This is a genomic window from Psychrobacter proteolyticus (assembly GCF_038155145.1).
GTDB lineage: Bacteria > Pseudomonadota > Gammaproteobacteria > Pseudomonadales > Moraxellaceae > Psychrobacter > Psychrobacter proteolyticus_B.
Genome location: NZ_JBAKAY010000010.1, coordinates 38260 through 62678, shown reverse-complemented (window position 1 = coordinate 62678; position 24419 = coordinate 38260). Strand labels below are relative to the sequence as shown.

Genomic DNA, 24419 nt, shown 5'->3' with positions numbered 1-24419 from the left:
ATGCTTAGATTACAAAGATTCAGGACGACGCTCTAATACTTCGTCAACCAAACCATACTCTTTGGCTTCTTGTGCATCTAACCAATAATCACGCTCAACGTCTTTTTCGATTTTTTCTACTGGCTGACCAGTGCGCTCAGCTAAGATACTATTTAGACGTGCACGAGTTTTAAGGATTTCACGAGCATTAATTTCGATATCCGTTGCTTGACCCTGCGCGCCGCCTGAAGGCTGATGAATCATAACGCGAGCATTAGCAAGTGAGTAGCGCTTGCCTTTTTGACCAGCGGCCAATAAGAATGAACCCATGCTATAAGCACCGCCCATACAGATAGTAGATACTTCAGGTTTGATGAAGTTCATGGTATCGAAAATAGCCAAGCCAGCGCTTACTGAGCCACCTGGTGAATTGATATATAAATGGATATCTTTGTCAGGATTTTCAGCTTCTAAGAATAATAACTGGGCGACGATAAGGTTAGCCATGTTGTCTTCGACCTGACCGGTCAAAAAGATAACACGCTCACGTAATAGGCGTGAAAAAATATCAAACGAGCGTTCACCGCGTGAGGACTGTTCAACCACCATAGGTACTAAAGCCGCTTGTGTGGTCTGTACTTCTTTGTGCGCACTCATCAGCATATCAAAATGCGGGTTGGCAGTGATGCGATCATAATCTGTCATAGAAAAGTCCTATCGATAAATGTATAAAATAAAAATGGATTGAATGATTTTATTGTCTAGTAGTTTTTGACTAATGGGTTGTTTATAAGGGGGCTGCGCTCACTATTCAAGCCTATAAAACGGGTTTGTGCATAAAATAGCTGAAAAAGTGACCCTCCGATATGTCTAGGACTCATTGATTATATTAAAACTTATACTAAAAATACGTCTAGAAATAGACAAATACTATCTTATCTATTATCAAGTCGTACAGATATTGATACAAATAGCGTAAATCATGTCTAACCTGACTTTTTAACATAGAATACCTGATTAATAGCCCTACAATCCACCTATCTTACTGACTAAGTCTGCAAATAGTTATGTGTTTAGTATTTTTGCTTATCTAACATCATCATAAAATATTGCGCTAACAATAACGCTAAAAAATGCACTGTTATGGACAAAATGTACTATTTTGGTGCAAGTATCTGCTAATTTTATAAATGACTGAAGCTCAAAAAACGTTTAGGAAATAGCTGGAAATATATGATTGTTTTTATCATATAAGTTAAATAGAAAAAGCACAGACAAATCAAAGTTTTGAGCCGATAAGGTTTCTTATTTGGTTATCTGCTATCAAGAGTTGGCATAATGCTTGTATCAATAAAAACATTGACGCTTTGATTTATCATGGTGCGCTGGGCGCGATAAATGATGTACGCTGTATTCCTCCGTTACTATTCTGACATTGCTGTAGCGAATGAACTGTAGTTAACGATTGGCAATAGTGTTTTTAACGCATAGCAAATGATAGTTGTCACATAAAATACTGAAAAATATTTAATTGGTAAATGAGTATATAAAATGAGTTGGGCCTCTTCTTTAGCATTAAGCTTTGACACTGTTAACAGTATAAGTACGGCCAAAGAGGGTACGGCTGATAACTCAAAAACGCGGCTTTATCATCGTAAGCATACAGGTGCCTTGATGGTACAGCGTGCTCTATATCCTGAGCCAAGCGTGCAGCAGGGTATTTGTCACATACTTATATTATACCCGCCAGCAGGTATCGCAGGCGGCGATACGCTAACCATAGACCTAAGTTTGGATAGTGGTAGCCACGCTGTTATCACCACACCAGGGGCAGGTAAGTGGTACGGCAAAGACAGTGTCAGCCAAAAACATAAAGCTCCGTTGGGCAGCGATGTTGCTCACCAAAGTATGGGTCAAAATGAAATAGCTGCCTATGCAAGCCAACATGTACAGGCCAAACTCGCAGCACATACCCGTTTAGAATGGCTACCGCAAGAGAGTATCATTTATAACGAAGCCAATATGCATGCAGTGAGCCGCTTTGATTTGACGGATTCATCTAGTCTACTGACATGGGAGATTAGCGTCTTTGGGCGGCAAGCTTACGACGAGCAGTTTTTGCAAGGGCGTTATCATACTGGATTGAATATCTACCGAGATGGTAAGGTTATCGTTGCTGAGCGAGTGGCGCAGGCAGCACAAAATCGCTGGTTCACCTCAAATTTAGGATTAGCGAACCAGCATATTTATGGATCGTTTTGGGCAGTACCCAGCTTAAGCGATGTCCATGACAATCTTGCACTCTCCGCATCGCAAACCACGCAATCGACCGAAACGGCCCAAGCAACTATCAAGCAATCATTAACTCGCTATCTAGATAACACCATAGCAGCATTGCGCCAAGTCATTGCTCAAGCACAATTGCCTGTCTATTGCACTCATAATTGCCAAGCGATCAATATCCGCTACATCGGCTCAGATGTACGCGGCTGTTTTGAAGCGTTTTATCAGCTGAGAGAGGTCTTACGCGAATATTGGTGGCAACTTGAGCCTTGTCGTCCACGTATTTGGGACACCTAATACAACCACTTTGAATAATGAAACTAAGATATATTGCGACTATTTTTAATCGATATCAAATGCTTTGAAAACCTCTAATCTGCTATAAATATAATGATAAGTACAATAAGGAATTGTCATGCACCTGACCCCAACAGAAAAAGACAAACTCATGCTATTTACGGCTGGTATGGTGGCTGAGCGCCGCAAAAATCGCGGTGTTAAGCTTAATTATCCCGAAGCCATCGCTTATATCAGTATGCTGCTAATGGAAGGTGCACGAGATGGTAAAAGAGTCGCCGAACTAATGAGTGAGGGTGCTACGTATTTGTCTGCTGATGATGTCATGGAAGGTGTCGCAGAGATGGTAGATGAAGTGCAAATCGAGGCGACCTTTCCTGATGGCACCAAACTGGTCACGGTACACAATCCCATCGTGTAACGCTGTATACCATTGTTATAGCACTGAAATGCTCACTATAAAATAAGGCGGCTACCATGCAAGCAGGCGAATACCATATCCAAGATGGCGATATTATCTTAAACCAAGGGCGACAGGTACAGACCATCAGTGTCAGTAATACTGGTGATAGACCTATCCAAATTGGCTCGCATTATCACTTTTATGAAGTCAATGATGCCTTGAGTTTTGAGAGAGAGCAGACTCGGGGTTTTCGTCTCAATATTATTTCTGGGACCGCTGTACGTTTTGAGCCTGGCCAATCGCGGGAAGTCGAATTGGTAGCATATGCTGGTAAGCAAGATGTATATGGTTTTGCGGGACGCGTTATGGGCGCAGCTCATCCAGACAAAACATCAGAGAGCGTCACTGATAAAAAGGCAACCACTACTTCGCAAAAGCGAGTCAGTCGTCGTATTTATGCTGAGCATTTTGGCCCTACAACAGGCGATAAAGTCCGTCTTGCTGATACCGAGCTTTGGCTACAGGTTGAAGCAGATTTAACCAGTCATAAAGATATTGCTGTTAATCAAGCAGATACGTCGCAAAATGTTGGAAGTAGCAGAGAATCCGTCGAAATCAAAGGTGAAGAAGTCAAATTTGGCGGTGGTAAAGTCATCCGTGATGGTATGGGACAAGGACAATTACTAGGCGCGGAAGTTGCTGATACAGTTATTACAAATGCATTAGTCGTTGACTATACAGGCATCTATAAAGCGGATATCGGTATCAAAGATGGTCGTATCAGTGCCATTGGCAAAGCGGGCAATCCTGATATCCAGCCTGCCATCGATATTCCTATTGGCGGTGCTACCGAAATCATCTCTGGCGAAGGCAAAATCCTGACAGCAGGTGGCGTCGATAGTCATATTCATTTTATCGCGCCCCAGCAGTGTGAGACGGCGCTTATGTCAGGGGTAACTACGATGCTGGGCGGCGGCACAGGGCCAGCTCAAGGTACGCTCGCTACTACTTGTACACCAGGGGCGTATCATATTTCCTCAATGCTAAAGTCTACTGATAGCATCCCTATGAATATTGGACTACTGGGTAAAGGTAATGTAAGTGTACCAGAGCCCATTGCTGAACAAATCGAAGCAGGTGCCGTGGGGCTAAAGCTACATGAAGATTGGGGTACAACGCCGCAAGCTATTGATAACTGTTTGAGTGTCGCTGACGATTATGATGTGCAAGTGGCCATTCATACCGATACTTTAAATGAAAGCGGCTATCTCGAAAGTACGCTCGCTGCTTTTAAAGACCGCTGTATCCATACTTTTCATACTGAAGGGGCAGGCGGTGGCCATGCGCCCGATATTCTAAAGGCTATTGGAGAGTCGCATGTTTTGCCATCTTCGACTAACCCAACGCGCCCATACACTGTAAATACCATTGATGAGCATCTCGATATGCTGATGGTTTGTCATCACCTGAGTCCTGCTATTGCTGAAGACGTGGCCTTTGCTGAAAGCCGTATTCGTCAAGAAACCATCGCTGCAGAAGATATCTTGCATGATTTGGGCGCAATTTCGATGATGAGTAGTGATTCGCAAGCGATGGGACGGGTGGGTGAAGTGGTCATTCGTACTTGGCAAACCGCGCACAAAATGAAAGTGCAACGTGGCCATCTAGCACCAGATGCAACAGCGACCATTGAAGATGAGCAACAGTACATCACTTTGACAGACTATGACCAAAGCGCGGACAACGATAACTTCCGTATCAAACGTTATATCGCAAAATATACAATAAACCCTGCGATTACTCACGGTATTAGCGATATGGTCGGCTCAATCGAAGTGGGAAAATGGGCAGATATGGTGCTATGGTCGCCCAAGTTTTTCGGGGTAAAACCTGAGTGCATCATCAAAGGCGGGCTTATCGCTGCGGTACCGATGGGCGATATTAATGCCTCTATTCCCACACCTCAGCCTGTGCATTATCGTCCTATGTTTGCTACATATCCAAAATCAGTCGCCCAAACTAGCATTACCTTTATGTCGCAAGCGGCGATCGACAAACAAGTAGATAAACAGCTTGGATTGACCAAAGTCATTCAGCCAGTACACGGTATCCGTAAAATTCGTAAAAGCGATATGCGCTTTAACAGCTACTGTCCAGATATGGACATCAATCCTGAGACCTATGAAGTACGCGCTGATGGTAAAACACTCACCTGTGAGCCAGCTGATGTACTACCTATGGCACAGCGTTATTTTCTATTTTAGAGCTTATGATGCACGTTTATAGGAGCTCTAGGACAGTGATCCATAAACCATGTATGCCAATAGTCAGTTGGTTTCTTGAATGAGATCGTATCTTTATTCCCAACATTTTTACCATCACTACTATTGACAATAGTTTGAGCAACAACAGCCAGAGAACAATAATGAAAATATTTAATACCCGTTTAAGTACGCTTAGCGATATCCAAAAAGCACAATTGGCAGAACAGTATCAAGCCGAAGATTACCTGCTATTAGATTTTGATACTCGTCAGCATTCCCGCTTTAGAGCCATTACTGTTTCAGGCGAGGCGGTTGGTGTTGACTTGCCTCGTACAGGCGTCTTAAAAGGAGATGATGTCCTTATCAATGCGTCAGGTGAGCTGATGCAAGTGATCGCTAAGCCACAAGCTGTGACCAAAGTGACTGCTGACAATGACTTTCTACTAATGAAAGGCGCTTATCATTTGGGCAATCGTCATGTGCCATTGATGTTTGACCACAGTTTTGATCAGGGTAATAGAGGCTATGCGCTATATTTTGAAAACGATCATGTGCTGGCACAAATGTTAGAAAATCTTGGCTTACATATCGAGTCTACCTCAGTGCCATTTGAGCCTGAAACCGGCGCTTATCAAACGGGCCAAGGGCATGCGCATGGCCACTCTCACTCCCATGCACATTCGCATAGTGACTCTCATAGTCATAAGGAAAGCCATGACCATAGCCATGATGAAAGCCACAGCCACGGACATAGCCATAGTCATCATGATGCGCTTGTAGGTCGTTCGAATGATGGTTGATACCAGTGCTCAGCCTGCTCAATCTGCCCAACTTGGACAGCTACTGATGCTGGCATCGAGCAATTTGCCGATTGGTAGCTATACCTATTCGCAAGGTGTGGAGTCAGCGATTGAGTCAGGGGTTGTCTCTGATGAAGCCAGTACGCTTACATTTATGCAAGACTATTTAGCGCTTGCGGTTGCTGGCTACGAGCTGCCTGTATTAGGGCTAATAATGCGCGCGCTCAGCCAAGGTCATGAAGCGCTAGCAGCAAATTTAGCACATGATTATCACGCTGGCCTAGAGAGTAAAGAGTTTGTACTGGAGTCGCAGCAGCTAGCACAGGCGATGGTATCTTGGCTCAACGAAGTATTGAGTCTTGGCATACCGGCCGAAATACCTGAAGATGGATTTTTGCCGCTATTTGCTCATATTTCTCAGCATTGGCAGCTGCCATTAGCGCAGTCGATGACTACCTATGGATTTGCGCAACTAGAGAATATGGTGCTCGCCGCTGTCAAGACAGTGCCGCTAGGACAGATGGCAGGTCAGCGTATTCTGTGGCAATTACAAAGCGATTTGGGTGCTCAGGTTGATGCTCTAAGCGATGATGTACAGCATGTCTTTGATGCTCTAGTTATGTCGACAAACACGGCCAATACTGTAGGTAATAGTGAAGAGTCGGACTGTCAGCAGTTATGCCAAGACCTCTATGAATCGCTTAATATCTCTAATAACTTGCCCAATTTGGCTATTCTCTCGAGTATGCATGAGGAGCAATACAGTCGGTTGTTCCGCTCATAACTGTACCTTTATTTCTATTTATACTTATTAATATACACACTGTTTTAGGAAATTAATATGTCTCTAACTCCGCTCAAATCAAAAAATTCTCACGCTGCATTAGACGTACAGACTGATAGCGATAGCCAGAAACCGTCTTCTACTTTATCGTGCTTACGCCTTGGTATTGGTGGGCCAGTTGGTAGTGGTAAGACCGCTTTGACATTAAGACTATGCCAAAACCTGCGCGATACGATCAATATGGCAGTCGTGACCAATGACATCTATACCAAAGAAGATTCAGAGTTTTTGACCCGCAATGATGCCATGCCCGCTGAGCGTATCCGAGGCGTAGAGACGGGCGGCTGTCCGCATACGGCTATCCGCGAAGATGCTTCTATTAATCTGACTGCGATTGCTGAGCTACAAGCAACTTTTGAAGGGTTGGAGTTGATTATCATTGAGTCAGGTGGCGACAATCTAGCCGCGACGTTTAGCCCAGAGTTGTCTGATTTGACCTTGTACGTCATTGATGTCTCTGCAGGCGATAAGATACCTCGTAAAGGTGGCCCAGGCATTACCAAGTCTGATTTGTTGATTATCAATAAAACCGACCTTGCACCAATGGTTGGTGCTTCGCTGGAAGTGATGGAACGCGATGCCAAAAAAATGCGTGGCGACAAACCTTTTGTCTTTAGCAACATGAAAACAGGTGATGGGCTAAATGAGATTATCGCCTTTATAAAAGAACATGGCATGCTTGCCTAAAGAGTAGATGAGCTTTTACCATTAAAATATAAAAAATAAGGAAAAACTGCATGACACAGTGTACAAAAGGTCTTCACACCGAAAACTCTCGCTTCTCACAAGCGCTCTCAGCTCATCATATCGTGTCTGGTTCGGCTGTGATGATGACATCACTAATGCTACCGTCATTGGCGCAGGCGCATTCAGGGCATATTCACTCGACTACCGCGCAAGCGCCATCGTTTCTAGGTACGTTGCAAGCAGGACTGATGCATCCAGTGACTGGCCTTGATCATCTGTTTTTGGCAGTAGGCATGGGCATGTTGTTTTATGGTCTACAAAAGCAGCGCTTAGGCATGATGTCGTTGACGGCAGGGTTGTCATTAGGCGCGATATTGGGCACGGCTGGCGTGCTGATTGGCGGTATGGCATTTGCTGCATCATCTGGGCTAATTGAAGTGGCAATATCACTGTCGGTGGTCGTATTGGCTATGGTCTTGATGAGCCAAAAAAGCAGACAAGAGGCATTCTCTGCGCAGACCCATACAGCACGCACGCCAAGTATTCAGCAGCTGTCATTGTTCGGTTTTGGTGGTTTGGCAGTGTTTCATGGCATGGCACACGCAATGGAAGTACCAGCGAATGTCGGTATGAGCGGTCAGCTAGGTTTTTATGTAGGGATGATGATCACGATGCTAGCGCTATATGCAGTTGGTACGCTGATTAGTCAGCAGTTGCAGCAACGCTTTAGTGATAGCTTGTGGTTACAGCGCGGGCTAGTGCTGCTAGGATTGAGCACCGTATTCGCACCTGTTTTGGTGTAAGACGCGCTTTATATTACAAGTACGATGTTTATAGATTCGACTTTTATAGGTTCGATGTTTGTAAAGTCGATAGTTGTGGCTGATTTTATCTAGTTAACGAAACCCATAAAAAATGCGCCCCCGATCAAAAGGTCGGGGGCGCATTTTAGTTTTGATAACCGACTACAGCATATCTAAAAAGACAGCTTGCCGTATCAATTACATTGCTTGCTGCTGTTGTTGCTGAGCAGCTAGCAAGTCTTGGTAGCTAACTTCTTTGTCAGTTACTTTACCTTGTGCGATCAAGTAATCTACTACTTGGTCTTCTAGTACTACAGACTCAATGTTAGCGCGCTGCTGCTTGTCATTGGTGTAGTACTCGATAACTTCTGCTGGATCTTCGTAGTTTTCAGCGGCTTCTTTGATGAAGGTTTCTACACGCTCTTGATCTACTTCTAGGCCTTTAGTATCGATAACACGGGCAACGATGATGCCAAGACGGGCAGCACGTAGCGCTTGCTCTTCAAATAGCTCATTTGGCAGCATGTCTTTATCGAAGCTATCAGCATTTGCGCCGAACTGCTGAGAAAAACGTTGCATCATCATGTTGCGTTGACGCTCGATTTCTTGCTCTAGCATAGCGTTTGGTACATCAAACTCGTTCTTTTCTAATAATGCGTCAAAAGTCGCTTGCTTAACTTGGCTACGCGCAGCGTTTTTGATTTCGCGTTCCATGTTTTTGCGTACGTCTTCTTTCAACTTCTCAACGCCGCCTTCTTTTACGCCGAATAGCTCAAGGAACTCTTCGTTGATTTCAGGTAGCTTAGATTTTTCAACCAATTTTACGTTGATTTTGAACTGAGCTTCTTTACCAGCTAGGTTTTCAGCTTGGTAATCTTCTGGGAAAGTTACGTCGATAGTTTTTTCTTCGCCAGCTTTCATGCCTTTGATACCAGCTTCAAAACCTGGAATCATTTGGTTGCTACCGATAACTAGTTTAAAGTCTTCAGCAGAGCCGCCTTCGAATTTTTCGCCGTCGATAGAACCTTCAAAGTCAAAAGTCACTTGGTTGTCTTTCGCAGCCATGCCCTTTTTCTCAACGAATTCTTCACGTTGCTTTTGTAGGTTTTCGATCATGGTGTCAACGTCTTCTTCACTCACTTGTGCAGTGTGACGCTCAACTTCGATCTCATCGATACCTTGTACGTCAACTTCTGGGAAGATTTCAACAGTGGCTTGATATACCAAGAAATCGTCTTCAAGTTTTACGTCGTCGATGTTAGGCATGCCAACAGCGCGGATGTCTTCAGATTTGATCGCTTCAAACACAGTATCACGGATCACATCGTTGATAACTTCTTGTTGAATGCCAGCACCGTACTGAGAGCGGATGTGTGACATAGGGACGTTACCTTTACGGAAACCGTCAATCTTGGCAGTTTTCGCAACTTGGCGAATACGGCCTTCAACTTTGTTTTGAATTTTTTCAACGGGCACTTTAACCGTTAGCTGGGTTTCTTTATTAGATAGCTTGTTGGTTGTGACTTGTAAATCTGTAGCCATGTTAATTACACCTTTAGGATTAAGTAGTACGTTTGATTAATGAAATAGTACTTAGGGTTAAATTGTAATAGGCAGACCGCGCCTCAAATTACGGGCATGTACGACGGGCTGCCGTTGAAATAAATAGGGGATAGCGATAGCGCACAACGTCAAATTCAGTGCCAGTAGCAATCGCCGCTGATACTAAAAGGTGAACCTGCTGAGGTTGTCCATGCTATCAAATATCGATAATAAACCGTTAATGCACCGCATAATAACGCTTTTTGGTGAATTATACAGCCAAATAACGGATTTCAACAAAATTTTAAAAGTAGAACAGTATAATCTATCTGTTTATTAAAGTAAAAATTATCTCTTTGATGGCATGTTTCCTTATGTTGCTTGCTCTTGTATGGCTTAATTTTATATAAAAAATCAGTCATATTCGTATTCAATAAATGAGATAACAGATAAGAAACAGCGATAAGGTTGCAAGCGCATTATGAGTATCAAGTGCGCTTATAGATAGAATAGCTATAAGGTACTTATAAAGGTAGCTGCGCCAATAGCTGCTGAATGGCCTTACCACGATGACTGATGCTGTTTTTATCAGCAGCGTTCAGACTAGCCGCACTGGCTTGCAAGTCAGGTAACCAAAACAATGGATCATAGCCAAAACCGCCGTCACCATGTGGCGTATCCAAGATTTCGCCATGCCATAATCCTTGGGCGACAATCGGTAACGGATCATCAGCATGACGTACCATTGCCAGTACGCAAACGAACATACCTTTGATCGGAGCATCTGGACTCGCTGCGCGGATAGGTTGCAAGTCAGCGACGAGCTTGGCATTATTTTTACTATCGTTGCCGTGCTCACCAGCGTAGCGAGCAGAGTAGATACCTGGCGCATTACCTAGTGCAGGCACGCACAGTCCTGAATCATCAGCGATAGCAGGCAGTCCACTGAGACGGCTCGCATGACGGGCTTTGATAATGGCGTTTTCTACAAAGCTTAGACCATCCTCGATGGCGTCTTCAATATCAAGCTGACCTTGCGGGACAATCGTCACGTCCAAGTTCGCTTCGGCAAATAGCCGTTTAAACTCAGCCAATTTGCCTTTATTGTTACTGGCCAGTACCCATTGGTTGCCAGATGTCGGAAGGGTAGCAGTTAACGAGTTATCAGTGGTGCTCATAGAGTCAGTCCGTTATATGAAAATGATGAAAAATTATTATTCGAGTGGGCTTTATTTATCTTCTACAGTACTAATCGATAAATTATTTGTCGATTGAAGTAGTTATGCTAATAATGATAACGCATGAGTTTGGAGTGAGCGCAGCTACCGCTTAATAAATAACCAATCGCTATACAGATTGTACGGGCTATAACATTTGGTAACTGATATTATTGGTCATTATTGCTATAATAGATACCAAGCTACAGTGAATTATATCTTATAGCTTGTGAATATTAAGTTAATAAAAGTCTATAAAGTCAGACACTTGGCTTTTAAGCAAAGAATAATAGCAATAAGTAACTGCTAGGTTAATTTTGGATTCATAATGATACGTGATATTGTATTGAGCAGTACCGTGTATCAAGCGATAAAGTTCATTTCAAACAATAAACTCAGCCAATTTAGTCCGCTATTTTATAGTGTTTTTTGCGGTGTAAAAATAGCGTAAAATTCAGTTTCTATAAGCAAGTTTTTATAAACTAACGGCTAAACAGCAAGGATAAAATAATTATGTCAAACATTACTTTACCAGACCTACCATATGCAAAAGACGCACTAGAGCCACATATCAGTGCCGAAACGCTAGAGTATCATCATGACAAGCATCATGCTGCTTATGTAAACAAGCTAAAAGACATGTTGCCAGGTTCTGGTCTAGAAGACAAAACATTGCCAGAAATCATCGTAGCGACTGCTAAAGATGACAGCAAGCAAGGTATGTTCAACCAAGCAGCTCAAGTATGGAACCACACGTTCTACTGGAACTGCATGACGCCAACGAACGGCGGCGGCGAACCTACTGGCGATCTAAAAGCAAAAATCGAAGAAGATTTCGGTAGCTACGATAAATTCCGTGAAGAGTTCAAAAACGCAGCATTGACTCAGTTTGGTTCGGGTTGGGCATGGCTAGTCGCTGATAAAGTCGGTGGCAAACTGTCAATCGCTAAAACAGCTAACGCTGACACCCCACTTGCACATGACCAAGTAGCGGTATTGACTTGTGATGTATGGGAACACGCGTACTATGTAGATTACCGTAACCGTCGTCCTGACTATGTTGATACGTTCCTAGACAAGCTAGTGAACTGGGACTACGCAAATGCAAAATATAAAGGTCAAGATGCTGGCGTTGAAGAGTAATCTTTAACGACTAAGTATTTGATTGAAAAAAGGGACACCGCGAGGTGTCCTTTTTTTGTGTAATAACTTTCTATATAGCTTTCTATTTCGATATTTGATTAAAACATATTTTTGATAGAGCATCGCTATTAGGCGATACCACCGTTTGCGCCGATATTTTGTCCAGTAACCCAAGCCGCTTCTTCACTGACCAAAAACGCCACTACACGAGCGATATCGACTGGTTCACCGATACGGTTAAACGGTGACATGCTAGCAAGTCTCTCTACCGTGTCATCTGCTTTTCCTTCATGGAACAGCTCTGTATCGGTAGGGCCGGGTGACACTGCATTGACCGTAATTCCTCGCGCGCCAACTTCTTTAGAGAAGATTCTGGTTAGCTGATCTACCGCACCTTTGGTCGCGCAATAGGTGCCATAAGTGGGGAGCATCATGCGAGTGGTCGTGCTTGAGAGATTGACGATACGGCCACCATCATTAAGTTTAGTCGCTGCCTCACGCAATGTATTAAACGTGCCTTTTACATTGATAGCAAATATACGGTCAAAATCTTCATCGGTCGTCTCTGCGATAGGCTTGCAGATAATCACACCTGCGCTATTTACCAAGATATCTGGCTTACCAAACGCATCAATAGTGGCATCAAACATCGCTTCGACTTGCTTGGCATTACTGACATCTGCTTGCACGGCGATGGCTTCACCGCCCGCCGATTTGATTTGGCTTACGATATCATTGGCTGCTGCGTCATCATTTGCATAGTTAATAATTGTTTTGGCACCTGCTGCCGCAAGTAATATAGCTATCTGTGCACCGATGCCTTTTGATGAACCAGTTACAATCGCGACTTTATTATTTAGTGTTGTCATGGGTACTAGCCTTTTTGGTTTGATTAATTATTTATATTATTGTCTAAAGCTTTTTCATCCAGCTTTCTTAGGATAAATTTACCTTGCTCTGCTACGTTAGCAGATTTGTCAGCTGCAAATTTTTCTGCAAAAATTCTAGATTGAATGCCTAGTTTCTCAATATTTCTTATAAGAAATTCTGCTGAAACTTGTCTTACAATAGGAGAGCGATCAGTAGCTGCTCTATTTAATAGTTCCAGAAAAGGCGGTTGCACGTCAATTTTCCTTTCAGCAATAATGGGTATCAGCTTTCTTTTACCATATGCTTTATCAATCCATTGCCATTCTCGTCCTTTAACCCACGTCATACGACTTTCAAATAGGCTGCGATACGCTTTTGATCTAACGTAAGGTTGGACAGCATCGCTAGCAACTTCGTCGAGATAGTTATCGAGAATATCTGTACGACCAATTTGTGAAAGTAACGATGGCATTGGTCCTGATGTAGAGGATATTAAATGAGATTTAAGCAGTAGGGCCATTTCCTCTGTGGCAATCATATCTAAAAACATTTGATTGTCAGCTTCTTCAATTTTGCCCCACGAATGCCAATTAAGTAGAAGCATGCACAGTACTTCAGCAACGTATTCAGGTTTCGTACTTCTGAGCAATGACGGAAGTATCTTAATTGCAGCTTTACGAACTTGTGGTACCCAGTCATTTAACCTGCGCACAACTAAAGCAAAAAAGAAAGCATTTGGTGCGCCACCTGATAGCGCGAGTAAACTCTTTTCTCGCTTATATCCATCTCCATTAACGATACCTAACCAAGTTAATTTCACGTTTGGTTTAAACCAAAGCTGCCATTTTGAACGAGTAGCAAAGTGCAAATTGGTATCAAGTTCGCTACGAATGAGCCGCTCCCAATAATCTAAATTTATCAACTTCAGATTTGAAGTTACTTGAATCAGTGAGGACATATCTCCTCTATAATCGTTGCTAGAATCGATCGAGCGAGTGAACTGCTTGATAGCTGATACGATGTCGTTCGTTGTTTCTTGATACTTTTGCATGATTGGTTACTCTCTTAGTTACAACACCTCAAACTCAAACTTACTCAACGCTTCACGTAACATAGCAATATTATAATAAGCATGTGCTTTGGTGGTGTTTTGAAAGAAGATATAGAGCGTATCAAAGTGCTGACGCTGATTAGCAATCGCTTGTGCCCAGTCCTGCATCTCAGCTTCACTATAGCGATAGTCATGACGATCAGCCGCACTCATCGCATCCCACCAATTTAGATTATTACCGTGCATCCGAAGATAGCCAGTGCGTTCAGTGAATATCAATCGTGACGGCGGTAATCCGCTAACCTTGGGATAATCGACGCTACACCAAATGAGACCTTGCTGCTGAAAGCTATCGACCACTTGCGGCGTGTGCCAGCCGTTATGACGAAACTCAATGGCGAGTGGATAGTCTTGAAACCAACTGACGAGATTAGCCAGGTAGAGACGATGCTCACGGGTACGGTCAAAGCCGTGTGGGAACTGGAGTAATAATGGCGCTAAAGCATTTGCTTCGATAAGTGGAGATAAGGCATTTAGAAATGCTTGTGCGTGCTCAGCAGTGCCTTTACGTGCATGAGTAAAGTCTTGGTGCAGTTTGACGGCGAACTTCAACTGACTGTCCGCCTGTACATAAGCTTTATCAACCATCCCAGCAAAGGCTTTCTGTCCGATGGGCGCATAGAATGTACTATTGATTTCTACTGCGCCGTATTGCTTGGCGTATTCACGTAAGAAATCGGTTTTTTTGGTGCCGGTGGGATACAGTGTGCCGAGCAAATCGGTATCGCTATAGCCACCAGTGCCGAGGTAAATGCGCGGGGTAGGGGAACTGTCCATGTTGACCACTCACTGCCGTTTTGGGTAATGGAATTTACTACGATATCTGCTTTCGACTGCTATTTGACAAGCTACTTTTTGCGCGACCAGAGCCATTCAATCAGTGCCAGTAGTGCATCGCTATCTGTGCCAATGGCATCTTCATTGTCGCTAAGCTCACGACTATGTAGTTCATGAGAAATGGCTGCACGTCCGTCATTAAACAGTGATTGCGCATAGCTGGTCGCGTCATCGACACCCATTAGTTTTACATAGGTAGATTTGTCTAGTTTTTCATCGCTACCTGCAGGCTTACCAAGTGTATCAGTCGTCATTGTGACATCTAGTACATCATCTTGGACTTGAAACGCCAGACCGATATATTGCGCGCACTCTTGCAATGCCATGCGCTGTGGGGCCGTCGCACCAGCACAGACGCCGCCCATGAGCATTGCCGCTTCAATCAACGCCCCTGTCTTATCACGGTGGATAGCTTCTAAATCATCCTGCGCGATATTGGTACTGGCTTCGGCATTGAGGTCTAGCATTTGACCTGACACCATCCGTCTGGCGCGCGGCGCAAATATTGCCATAAGCTGACTTGCGATATTTGCATTGAATGGCGCAAAAGTTGGCATCTCCGCGGTCAATACTTCAAACGCTAGTGTCTGCAATACATCTCCTGCCAGCAGAGCCGTCGCTTCGTCAAAGGCGATATGAGCCGTCGGCTGACCACGGCGCAGCTCATCATCATCCATACAGGGCAAATCATCATGTACCAACGAATAGGTATGTAGTAGCTCTACTGCCAATGCAGCACGGCGCGACATATCGTAGTCTGAGTCGTTTTCTAGTAGTGTGTCTAAATCAGCATCGAGAGTGTCGATATCATCATTATGTTCATCTGTACGTTCATTATTACTGCTATTAATGCTGGCAAAAGCGCTAGCAACCATCAGTGGACGTACCAGTTTGCCTTGACCCGTCATCACATAACGGCAGGCATCTACCAGTGGGCTAGGGAGCTTGGCATAAGCAAACAAGACCTCGATATCTTGCGCCAATTGCTCGCGTACAGCACCATGAAACTGCTCAGTGCTTTGAAAAGAGACAACGTTAGAAGGGATGAAGCCAGTAGAGGTAGTGCTAGAAGTAAGGGAAACAGTCATAATCCAACCATTTATCAGGGATACAGTAAAACTTATTAGGGATAAGATAAAAACGCTATTAGTGTAGCATGATCAGTCATATCGCTTATGTGACACACGGTATCAATTGATTGTTTTTTGCATTTTTCTACCGAAGTCTATTCGAAAATAGAGCAATCTTAGCTGCAATATAACGACAAGATTTCGTTACCGATGGATGATGTCACTCTCTGGTTGAATATGTTCTGATAAAAGAGCAAGCTAGGCTGGCACGTTAATTTTATTATAGTAGAAAAGTGGTACTGAATGCTGACACTGAATAGCTAGCACTGACCAAGTAGCATTTATTAAGTAGCGCTAACGGACTGCCATTCAGAAATGGCATGCATGAAGTCAGCAACACGAAATAAATCTAAATTAACAATTCAGTATACATTTATTCACTAAAACACTTTTAGCGTAAGGTAAATGCCTGCAAGTGATTTAAGAGTGACTTGCGAGTATGGTATTAGCTTGTGACAGTTAGGGGCATAATCCCCTACACTAATTGACGTGAAAATGGTCTGATGGTGACCCTACTGGGTTTTTTCTCAGGATGTTCAATCGTCGATACCGAGTGTTAGACCAAGTCTCAGTCAATATTTTGAACATCAGTACCTGCAACAGCAGTATATAAATGAAGCGTCATATGATGTCATGCAAGAGACGCAAAATACGTGCATCATGATGAACGCTGGATAATAAAGACATCTTCACTTGTGAGCTGGTTATATGTTTGTCTTTATAACATGACAAGCGCACAGTGCTATTACCCATTTTACTAACAGTAACTGGCTATTTATTTTAATTCAAAACGTAGCTTTCGTTATATAGAAAGGAGTTTCAAATGGTATACCAAGGAAATCGCATCACGGTGACAATGCTAGAGGATGGCATCGCCAACATGCAGTACAACGCCGAAAATGAGAGCGTGAACAAATTTGATGCCGAAACCAACAAACAGTTTGGTGAAGCAGTTAGTGCGTTAGAAAAAGCCGACAACGTAAAAGGTCTTATCGTTACTTCAGCCAAAGGCGTGTTTATCGCTGGTGCTGATATCACAGAATTCGTCGGTTCTTTCAAAAAATCAGAAAGCGAGATCAAAGATTGGGTCGTTCATGTTAATGACGCTTTCAATCGTTTTGAAGACCTGCCATTCCCGAAAGTTGCGGCTATCAATGGCGCGGCAATGGGCGGCGGTTGTGAAATGACTTTGGTTTGTGAATACCGTGTCATGAGTGACAAAGCGATCATCGGTTTGCCAGAAACTCAGCTAGGTATCTTCCCAGGTTTCGGCGGTACAGTTCGTAGTACGCGTATCATCGGTATCGATAACGCACTTGAGCTGATCGCGACTGGTAGCCCAAAGAAAGCATTGGCAGCATTGAAGCTAGGCTTGGTTGATGCGACTGTACCTGCTGACGACTTGCAAGATGCCGCAATTGACCTAGTCAAAAAATGTATCTCAGGTGAGCTTGATTGGAAAGCAAAACGTGAAGAAAAACTGGCTCCAGTTAAGCTAAACCAGCTTGAGCAAGCAATGGCATTCAACAGTGCCAAAGGTGCTATTTTTGCTAAAGCCAATCCTAAGCAATACCCAGCACCAGCGCTAGCAATCGAAGCTATTGAAAAACACGTTAACCTACCACGTGACAAAGCAATCGAAGTAGAAGCGGCTGGTTTTGCTAAAGCGGCTAAAACCCCACAAGCAGAGAGCTTGGTTGGTCTATTCTTAAATGATCAGCTAGTCAAAAAACTGGCCAAAAAACACAGCAAGCAAGCACACGACATCAGCGAAGCCGCTGTACTAGGCGCTGGTATCATGGGTGGCGGTATTGCTTATCAAGCAGCCAGCAAAGGCTTGCCAATCATCATGAAAGATATCAAGTCTGAGCAATTAGACCTTGGTATGGGTGAAGCGAGCAAATTGCTTGGCAAAATGGTAGAACGCGGCAAGATGACCCCAGCAAAAATGGGTGAAACGTTAAGCCGTATCCGTCCTACTTTGAACTATGGTGATTTTGCTGAGACTGATATCGTTATCGAAGCGGTCGTAGAAAATCCAAACGTGAAGCGTGCGGTACTAAAAGAAGTAGAAGGTCTAGTAAAAGACGACTGTATCCTAGCGTCAAACACCTCGACTATCTCTATTACGTTCCTAGCAGAAGCGCTTGAGCGTCCAGAAAACTTCGTTGGTATGCATTTCTTTAACCCAGTACATCGTATGCCATTGGTCGAAGTTATCCGCGGTGAGAAATCATCTGAAGAAGCTATCGCGACTACGGTTGCCCTCGCTTCTAAAATGGGTAAAGTGCCAGTAGTAGTTAACGACTGCCCGGGTTTCTTGGTAAACCGTGTATTGTTCCCGTACTTTGGCGCGTTTGACTTGCTACTTAAGCAAGGTGCTGACTTTGCTCATGTCGATAAAGTTATGGAAAAATTCGGCTGGCCAATGGGCCCTGCATACCTAATCGACGTGGTCGGTCTAGATACAGGTGTACATGGCGCAGCAGTGATGGCTGATGGTTTCCCTGATCGCATGAAGCCTGATTATAAAGGTGCTATCCAGCATCTATATGACAATGAGCGTCTAGGTCAGAAAAACGGTATCGGTTTCTATAAGTACGAAATGGACAAGCGCGGCAAGCCAAAGAAAGTTGCTGATGAAGCCACTTACGAGTTGCTAAAAGCCACGACTGACAGCGAAAAGCAAACGTTTGACGATCAAGCAATCATTGATCGCACTATGATTGCCTTCTGCAACGAAACCGTTCGCTGCCTAGAAGACAACATCGTAAGCACACCAAGCGAGGCCGACATGGCGATGATTATGGGCGTAGGTTTCCCTCCATTCCGTGGTGGCCCATGCCGTTATGTCGACCAAATGGGTCTAGATAACTACTTGGCACTATGTGAAAAATACGCACATCTTGGCAAAGCTTATGAAGCGCCACAAAAGATTCGCGACATGGCAGCCGCAGGCGAGACTTTTTACGCAACAGCGTAATAGTCAGTCATTACTAGGATGAAGTGCAGTACGTTTGCTATTTTGCATGAAAGCAATTGAGACATGAATCGTCTCCAATAGCGAACGTACGATTATAGTTGGTTCAGTTTAATGCTAGTACGAGTAAATCAAGCGCAAATGTACCTATTGTACTTTGAGCGGGATTGACAAGGTAATAGTCGTAAATTGGGCTGACTACACTGACAATAAAAATTGAAAAGGAATATGGTATGACAACTTTAAGTCCAAAAGATGTGGTCATCGTAGATGGCGTGCGCTCGGCAATGGGCAAAACCAAAAACGGTATGTTCCGTCATGTACGTGCTGACAGCATGTCAGCGGAACTAGTACGTGCGCTAGTAGAACGTAATGACTTTGATACCAATGATATCGAAGACATTATCTGGGGTTGTGTCAACCAGACGCTAGAGCAAGGCTTGAACATCGGTCGTAACATCGGTTTGCTAGCTGGTATCCCAAAGACTGCTGGTGGCCAAACGGTTAACCGTCTATGTGGTTCTTCTATGCAGGCGTTACATACTGCTGCTGCACAAATCATGACCAACCAAGGTGATGTATTCATCATCGGTGGTGTTGAGCACATGGGTCACGTAGGCATGATGCACGGTGTTGATTTGAACCCTGCTGCTTCTAAGCACTATGCAAAAGCGTCAAACATGATGGGCTTGACTGCTGAAATGCTAGGCCGTATGAACAACATCACGCGCGAAGAGCAAGACGCGTTTGGTCTTGAGTCACATCGCCGTGCATGGGCTGCAACCACTGAAGGTCGTTTTGACAATGAAATCATCGGTATCGAAGGTCATGATGCTGCTGGTCGTCTGCAACTATGTACGGTTGATGAAGTGATTCGTCCAGATGCAACGATGGAGCAAATGCAAAAGCTACGTCCAGCGTTTGATCCAAAAGGCGGTACAGTAACAGCGGCAACCTCATCTGCACTATCTGACGGTGCGTCAGCAATGCTAGTAATGAGCGCCCAAAAAGCCAAAGATCTAGGTCTAAAGCCACGTGCCCGTATCCGTAGTATGGCTGTGGCTGGTTGTGATGCCGCTATCATGGGTTATGGTCCTGTACCTGCTACCCAAAAAGCATTGAAGCGTGCTGGCATGAGCATCGATGACATGCAAACCATCGAGCTAAACGAAGCATTTGCTGCTCAAGGTCTATCAGTATTAAAAGGTCTGAACCTGTCTGACAAGCAAGACATCGTTAACATCAACGGTGGTGCCATTGCTCTAGGTCATCCACTAGGATGTTCAGGTGCTCGTATCACAGTGACATTGCTAAACGCGATGGAGCAGTCAGATACTGAAATCGGTCTAGCGACAATGTGTATTGGTCTTGGCCAAGGTATCGCTACTATTATTGAGCGTGTGTAATTATTGATTTATTGAGTTGATTCCAATAAAAACTCTGCACTCGTGCAGAGTTTTTTATTGAGATCAAAATCGATTAATTAGTTTTTAATTATATTATTATAATTTCTAGAGTGAATATGAAAAATTTATTGGGAATGGGATTATTATCTTTGGGTATACTTGTAGTAGCTGGATGTGCTACCACAAGCAGTAACTGTCAGCCAACGGACAGTATTTATATGAAAAATTATCAGCAAGCATTGGATAACGGTAATAGTGAAAGTACTGCGTCGCGAATGGCGAAATACAGCTGCCAAGCGCATAACTTAGGGAAATGGGCTGAAGGTAGCAAAGACTCTGGAAACACGCCAAAAGAGTAAGTTCTACTTGATGCCAACTGCACCAAATTAGACACACAAAAGCAAAATAGCGATAAACTTTCACATTTATGGTCTTAATCGCTATAAAAAAACCTTAGCTCTAAAAGCTAAGGTTTTTTTATAGCGATTATTTAAGTTTATCTTCATTGACGCACTGAACAAAGTATGACTAAATAAGAGTTGGTTCAACAATGATAATATTCATGATAAAACTAAAACGGATTTGAATTATAAACGTCAGTTGTACAAGGAGTGTACTATGTCTACTATAATTAATGATCGCACCTATCGAATTGCTCGCGAAAACACCCAAGCGATGATCGTTGATGTGCAAGAGCGTCTCACACCGCATATCTATGACCACGAAAATATCGTCAAAAAAACCGTCACCCTCATTAAAGGCCTACAAGCGCTCAATATTCCAATCATGCTCAATGAACAATATAAAAAAGGATTGGGCGATACGTTGCCGGAGATACGTGAAATATTGGAAGGGGATAATGGCAAGAGCTTTGAAAAAGTCACGTTTAGTGCCTGTGATAACAACGATTCATGGCACCATTTGGCGCAGCAGAACCGTAGTACCGTGTTGCTCTTTGGTGCTGAGGCACATGTCTGTATCATGCAGACAGCACTAGATTTATTGGACAATGGTATGCAGCCTGTCATTATTGGAGATGCGGTGGGTTCTCGTTTTCCTTATGATAAGAAGCAAGCAATTCGCCGTATTCGCCGTGCAGGTGGGGTAATCAGTACTGTCGAATCAATCTTGTTTGAACTGTGCCGTAGTAGCGAAGATCCTGCGTTCAAAACCATTATTAATTTGATTAAGTAGGTGGTTTAAGCTTTAGTTGCTTAAAGACTTGGATAAATGTCAATTTAACCATTTATCTTCTAATTTATAATAGATAGCGCTTGGTAAAATAAGCGCTATTTTTTTGATAACGGTAATAGTCTTTTAACCATTGCTAGATATCAAACTAACTATAATATCTTGAGCAATGAAACTTAAAATCGCCAGAACTTATAAGCATTAAAAAACCAATAATTAGAGAAAATCAGAGAAAAACAATGTCGCAAGCCAGCTCTATATCACTCACTCATTCCGAATCTACTTCACATATCGATATCGATGATGTCACTCATTTCTTATTAGAGTTAGATGCGCTCAAACGCGTGAATCGCCGAAGCTATGTGACACAGACTACTCGCAAAGAAAACTCTGCCGAACATTCTTGGCATTTAGCGATGGCCTGTTGGTCGATTGCTGAATTATTTGCGCTAGATGTCAATCATGAAAAATTGCTGAAGATGGCGTTGGTTCATGATTTAGGTGAGATTGATGCTGGAGATACGTTTTTATATGCCGATACGCGTACTGATGCACACGTCGAAGAGCGTGCAGGCATTGCCAGATTGCAACGTGAGCGAGGTAATGGCATTAGTGATTTGGGTGAGGTTTGGGAAGCGCAGGAAACAGGAAGTGGCAAAGAGAGCCAGTTGCTCAGAGTTGTTGATCGCTTATTGCCGTTTTTACTCAATCTAAATACCAATGGTAAAACGTGGATTGAGCTTGGTGTTACGCGCTCGCAGGTAGCGGGTGCGCATGCATTTATCAAAGACAGCTTTCCTCCTATTCATGATTGGCTCTCACATAATATTGAGTATGCAACTCAGCAAGGATGGCTGATTGATGCGTAAATCTGCATAAGTAGCAGGCATAAAAAAAGCCCAATTAAGCATGATGATTCATACTTAACTGGGCTGATATTTTGAGTGCTTTTATACAGGCGTGTTATTGAGCATTTGCCATTCCTAGCAATTGACCCATTTGCACGACGCCGTTGGCTTGCATACTATCTAGCCAGTCAGCCTTCGCTGCTTTTGGTAATACTACAATAGCCGTTGAGCCTAGATAGAAGCGTCCAAGCTCTTCGCCTGCAGCAAACTGCATATCGTGATCCGCTTCCTGTATATAATCCGTGCGGGTGATTTTGCCAGTGGCAACGGTTTCAATACCAGCGACGATCATAGCACCAACCATCACAACAGCTGCTTTGCCGTACTTGGTATCAAACATACAGACCAGACGCTCATTACGCGCAAACAAGTCTGGCACGTTAGCCGCCGTAGTATTGTTGACCGAAAACAATGTGCCAGGCACATAGCGAGTCTTGGTCAATGTGCCAGTAAATGGCATATGCACACGGTGATAGTTGCTAGGTGCTAAGTAGATAGTCGCAAAACTGCCATCAGCGAAATAACTGCCATCTTCACTATCAGCAAGTAATTGACCGACATCATAGTGACGACCTTTTGCCTGTAATAGTTTATGGTCTTCGATTTGTCCTAGCTGAGAGATAATACCGTCCGCAGGACTCACGATACCATTTGCAGTGGCGTCGATAGTACGAGCGTCTTCTTTTAACTCGCGGGTAAAAAAGTCATTAAAACTTTCATAAGCGTTGAGGCTTTGGCGTTCGTACTCGTCTAAGCTGATATTATAAGCTTTGGCGAAGCTACGGATAAAGGTGCGTTTGACATAAGGATGACGACTGGCGGCCAAACGTCCAGCGACTTTACTGAGCTTTTGCTGCGGCACAAGCTGTTGTAAGGTGGTAAATACATTCATAATAAGGCTACCAAAATAAGGTGTAATGTAATAGGGGCGTGTTGGAAATTCGACCATGGCACTGACAGTGGCTAAAATTGCGCCATACTACGTTGTAAATCTAGATAAGGCATGAGCATTATCGTCGTTTTACGCCTTGTCTGGAACAGTTTTAGCGATCCGCAGTACCTATTTGTGAATATCAAACACACCCTAATAATAGTTAAGTTAATGACGGTATTTTATCATGGACAGCATATTATTGTATGGCCATAATCTGTTAAGGAATTAGTAAATGAAAGCACTCATACAACGGGTGAAGCACGCTAGTGTGGTCGTCGATCAACAGTGTATCGGTGAGATTGGGCATGGGGTATTGGCATATATTGGCTTGGGGCACGAAGACGATTTTGCCGCTGCCCAGCGTATGATTGATAAAATATTGACCTATCGCATTTTTGAAAATGACGATGATCCGGCCAAATTTGGTAAACTGGATAAAAACGTTCAGCAGGTTGCTGGTGGGCTATTATTAGTTTCACAATTTACCTTGATGGCAAAAACAGACAAAGGGCGCCGACCAGACTTTGGTGGTGCGATGGCACCTGCTGTGGCGCAAGCGTTATTTGAACAACTGGTCGACTATGCCAAAACTAAGCACCCGAACGTGGCAACTGGTCAGTTTGGTGCTGATATGCAAGTGTCGAGCGTCAATGATGGGCCGCTCAATTTTTTACTAGAAATCTGATTTTAGAGTGTCATCAAGCTGTCATAATTAATCCGTTTAATAGGTAGAGACTGGTGAGTATATATCGCCTTTTTACATGCTAGATTTTGTCCTCTAACACCGAGA

General features: G+C 43.6%; 22 protein-coding genes. 14 read left to right on the top strand and 8 right to left on the bottom strand.

Features of this window, described 5'->3' with window-relative positions:
* Nucleotides 1–9: 9 nt before the first annotated feature.
* Nucleotides 10–636 carry an ATP-dependent Clp endopeptidase proteolytic subunit ClpP gene (clpP, locus tag V6252_RS12255; RefSeq protein ID WP_197411852.1) on the bottom strand — a complete coding sequence of 209 codons (627 nt, stop codon included), beginning with the start codon at nucleotides 634–636 and terminating at the stop codon, nucleotides 10–12.
* 894 nt (nucleotides 637–1530) lie between these two features.
* Between clpP and V6252_RS12250 the strand changes: the two genes are divergently transcribed.
* The 7 genes from V6252_RS12250 (at nucleotide 1531) to V6252_RS12220 (ending at nucleotide 8360) form a co-directional block, all read left to right on the top strand.
* Entirely contained in the window at nucleotides 1531–2559 is a 1029-nt protein-coding gene (locus V6252_RS12250) for an urease accessory protein UreD (RefSeq protein ID WP_341610619.1), read from the top strand.
* 118 nt (nucleotides 2560–2677) lie between these two features.
* Nucleotides 2678–2980: an urease subunit gamma gene (gene ureA, locus V6252_RS12245; protein ID WP_057761815.1), complete on the top strand. Its 303-nt coding sequence runs from the start codon at nucleotides 2678–2680 to the stop codon at nucleotides 2978–2980.
* A 56-nt stretch (nucleotides 2981–3036) separates the two neighbouring features.
* Entirely contained in the window at nucleotides 3037–5226 is a 2190-nt protein-coding gene (gene ureC / locus V6252_RS12240) for an urease subunit alpha (protein ID WP_341610618.1), read from the top strand.
* A 161-nt stretch (nucleotides 5227–5387) separates the two neighbouring features.
* A complete protein-coding gene (ureE, locus tag V6252_RS12235; RefSeq protein ID WP_341610617.1) occupies nucleotides 5388–6026 on the top strand; it encodes an urease accessory protein UreE in 639 nt (212 codons plus the stop codon).
* Nucleotides 6016–6810 carry an urease accessory protein UreF gene (locus V6252_RS12230; protein WP_341610616.1) on the top strand — a complete coding sequence of 265 codons (795 nt, stop codon included), beginning with the start codon at nucleotides 6016–6018 and terminating at the stop codon, nucleotides 6808–6810. The genes ureE and V6252_RS12230 overlap by 11 nt, the downstream gene beginning before the upstream one ends.
* A gap of 57 nt (nucleotides 6811–6867) precedes the next feature.
* Entirely contained in the window at nucleotides 6868–7557 is a 690-nt protein-coding gene (ureG, locus tag V6252_RS12225; protein WP_341610615.1) for an urease accessory protein UreG, read from the top strand.
* A 50-nt stretch (nucleotides 7558–7607) separates the two neighbouring features.
* Nucleotides 7608–8360: a HupE/UreJ family protein gene (locus tag V6252_RS12220; protein ID WP_341610614.1), complete on the top strand. Its 753-nt coding sequence runs from the start codon at nucleotides 7608–7610 to the stop codon at nucleotides 8358–8360.
* A gap of 198 nt (nucleotides 8361–8558) precedes the next feature.
* Here the strand turns inward: V6252_RS12220 and tig are convergent, their stop codons facing one another.
* Together tig and rdgB are read right to left on the bottom strand one after the other, a co-directional pair.
* Nucleotides 8559–9902, bottom strand: coding sequence for a trigger factor (gene tig / locus V6252_RS12215; protein WP_102091742.1), 1344 nt, complete (start codon nucleotides 9900–9902; stop codon nucleotides 8559–8561).
* A gap of 524 nt (nucleotides 9903–10426) precedes the next feature.
* Entirely contained in the window at nucleotides 10427–11080 is a 654-nt protein-coding gene (gene rdgB, locus V6252_RS12210; protein ID WP_341610613.1) for an RdgB/HAM1 family non-canonical purine NTP pyrophosphatase, read from the bottom strand.
* Nucleotides 11081–11632: 552 nt separating this feature from the next.
* Between rdgB and V6252_RS12205 the strand changes: the two genes are divergently transcribed.
* Entirely contained in the window at nucleotides 11633–12262 is a 630-nt protein-coding gene (locus tag V6252_RS12205) for a superoxide dismutase (RefSeq protein WP_101205324.1), read from the top strand.
* Nucleotides 12263–12390: 128 nt separating this feature from the next.
* Here V6252_RS12205 and V6252_RS12200 read toward each other — a convergent pair whose 3' ends face one another.
* The 4 genes from V6252_RS12200 to V6252_RS12185 all read right to left on the bottom strand — a co-directional run bounded on the left by V6252_RS12200 (nucleotide 12391) and on the right by V6252_RS12185 (nucleotide 16168).
* Nucleotides 12391–13131 (bottom strand): SDR family oxidoreductase, encoded by a 741-nt coding sequence (locus V6252_RS12200; protein WP_341610612.1) that lies wholly within the window; start codon nucleotides 13129–13131, stop codon nucleotides 12391–12393.
* Between the two features lie 23 nt (nucleotides 13132–13154).
* Complete coding sequence (locus V6252_RS12195; RefSeq protein ID WP_201579836.1) at nucleotides 13155–14183, bottom strand: hypothetical protein; 1029 nt, start codon at nucleotides 14181–14183, stop codon at nucleotides 13155–13157.
* A gap of 18 nt (nucleotides 14184–14201) precedes the next feature.
* Entirely contained in the window at nucleotides 14202–15020 is an 819-nt protein-coding gene (locus tag V6252_RS12190; protein ID WP_341610611.1) for a DUF72 domain-containing protein, read from the bottom strand.
* Nucleotides 15021–15091: 71 nt separating this feature from the next.
* Nucleotides 15092–16168, bottom strand: a complete 1077-nt coding sequence (locus V6252_RS12185; RefSeq protein ID WP_341610610.1) for a polyprenyl synthetase family protein — start codon at nucleotides 16166–16168, stop codon at nucleotides 15092–15094.
* 865 nt (nucleotides 16169–17033) lie between these two features.
* On the opposite strand from V6252_RS12185, the gene fadB reads away from it, so the two are divergent.
* From fadB to V6252_RS12160, 5 genes are all read left to right on the top strand, one after another.
* Complete coding sequence (fadB, locus tag V6252_RS12180) at nucleotides 17034–19193, top strand: fatty acid oxidation complex subunit alpha FadB (protein WP_341610609.1); 2160 nt, start codon at nucleotides 17034–17036, stop codon at nucleotides 19191–19193.
* Nucleotides 19194–19423: 230 nt separating this feature from the next.
* Nucleotides 19424–20596 carry an acetyl-CoA C-acyltransferase FadA gene (fadA, locus tag V6252_RS12175; protein ID WP_057761795.1) on the top strand — a complete coding sequence of 391 codons (1173 nt, stop codon included), beginning with the start codon at nucleotides 19424–19426 and terminating at the stop codon, nucleotides 20594–20596.
* 218 nt (nucleotides 20597–20814) lie between these two features.
* Complete coding sequence (locus V6252_RS12170; protein WP_341610608.1) at nucleotides 20815–20955, top strand: hypothetical protein; 141 nt, start codon at nucleotides 20815–20817, stop codon at nucleotides 20953–20955.
* 259 nt (nucleotides 20956–21214) lie between these two features.
* Entirely contained in the window at nucleotides 21215–21790 is a 576-nt protein-coding gene (locus V6252_RS12165) for an isochorismatase family protein (RefSeq protein ID WP_341610607.1), read from the top strand.
* Between the two features lie 236 nt (nucleotides 21791–22026).
* Nucleotides 22027–22656: an HD domain-containing protein gene (locus tag V6252_RS12160; protein ID WP_341610606.1), complete on the top strand. Its 630-nt coding sequence runs from the start codon at nucleotides 22027–22029 to the stop codon at nucleotides 22654–22656.
* 94 nt (nucleotides 22657–22750) lie between these two features.
* On the opposite strand, the gene asd is transcribed toward V6252_RS12160, so the two are convergent.
* A complete protein-coding gene (asd, locus tag V6252_RS12155) occupies nucleotides 22751–23587 on the bottom strand; it encodes an archaetidylserine decarboxylase (protein WP_341610605.1) in 837 nt (278 codons plus the stop codon).
* A 274-nt stretch (nucleotides 23588–23861) separates the two neighbouring features.
* On the opposite strand from asd, the gene dtd reads away from it, so the two are divergent.
* On the top strand, nucleotides 23862–24314 hold the full coding sequence (dtd, locus tag V6252_RS12150; protein ID WP_191114287.1) for a D-aminoacyl-tRNA deacylase: 453 nt from the start codon (nucleotides 23862–23864) through the stop codon (nucleotides 24312–24314).
* Nucleotides 24315–24419 lie beyond the last annotated feature (105 nt).

Coding starts and splice junctions, on each gene's coding strand:
- clpP (WP_197411852.1), bottom strand. CDS start 636: ATGAGTGCGCACAAAGAAGTACAGACCACACAAGCGGCTTTAGTACCT.
- V6252_RS12250 (WP_341610619.1), top strand. CDS start 1,531: ATGAGTTGGGCCTCTTCTTTAGCATTAAGCTTTGACACTGTTAACAGT.
- ureA (WP_057761815.1), top strand. CDS start 2,678: ATGCACCTGACCCCAACAGAAAAAGACAAACTCATGCTATTTACGGCT.
- ureC (WP_341610618.1), top strand. CDS start 3,037: ATGCAAGCAGGCGAATACCATATCCAAGATGGCGATATTATCTTAAAC.
- ureE (WP_341610617.1), top strand. CDS start 5,388: ATGAAAATATTTAATACCCGTTTAAGTACGCTTAGCGATATCCAAAAA.
- V6252_RS12230 (WP_341610616.1), top strand. CDS start 6,016: ATGATGGTTGATACCAGTGCTCAGCCTGCTCAATCTGCCCAACTTGGA.
- ureG (WP_341610615.1), top strand. CDS start 6,868: ATGTCTCTAACTCCGCTCAAATCAAAAAATTCTCACGCTGCATTAGAC.
- V6252_RS12220 (WP_341610614.1), top strand. CDS start 7,608: ATGACACAGTGTACAAAAGGTCTTCACACCGAAAACTCTCGCTTCTCA.
- tig (WP_102091742.1), bottom strand. CDS start 9,902: ATGGCTACAGATTTACAAGTCACAACCAACAAGCTATCTAATAAAGAA.
- rdgB (WP_341610613.1), bottom strand. CDS start 11,080: ATGAGCACCACTGATAACTCGTTAACTGCTACCCTTCCGACATCTGGC.
- V6252_RS12205 (WP_101205324.1), top strand. CDS start 11,633: ATGTCAAACATTACTTTACCAGACCTACCATATGCAAAAGACGCACTA.
- V6252_RS12200 (WP_341610612.1), bottom strand. CDS start 13,131: ATGACAACACTAAATAATAAAGTCGCGATTGTAACTGGTTCATCAAAA.
- V6252_RS12195 (WP_201579836.1), bottom strand. CDS start 14,183: ATGCAAAAGTATCAAGAAACAACGAACGACATCGTATCAGCTATCAAG.
- V6252_RS12190 (WP_341610611.1), bottom strand. CDS start 15,020: ATGGACAGTTCCCCTACCCCGCGCATTTACCTCGGCACTGGTGGCTAT.
- V6252_RS12185 (WP_341610610.1), bottom strand. CDS start 16,168: ATGACTGTTTCCCTTACTTCTAGCACTACCTCTACTGGCTTCATCCCT.
- fadB (WP_341610609.1), top strand. CDS start 17,034: ATGGTATACCAAGGAAATCGCATCACGGTGACAATGCTAGAGGATGGC.
- fadA (WP_057761795.1), top strand. CDS start 19,424: ATGACAACTTTAAGTCCAAAAGATGTGGTCATCGTAGATGGCGTGCGC.
- V6252_RS12170 (WP_341610608.1), top strand. CDS start 20,815: ATGAAAAATTATCAGCAAGCATTGGATAACGGTAATAGTGAAAGTACT.
- V6252_RS12165 (WP_341610607.1), top strand. CDS start 21,215: ATGTCTACTATAATTAATGATCGCACCTATCGAATTGCTCGCGAAAAC.
- V6252_RS12160 (WP_341610606.1), top strand. CDS start 22,027: ATGTCGCAAGCCAGCTCTATATCACTCACTCATTCCGAATCTACTTCA.
- asd (WP_341610605.1), bottom strand. CDS start 23,587: ATGAATGTATTTACCACCTTACAACAGCTTGTGCCGCAGCAAAAGCTC.
- dtd (WP_191114287.1), top strand. CDS start 23,862: ATGAAAGCACTCATACAACGGGTGAAGCACGCTAGTGTGGTCGTCGAT.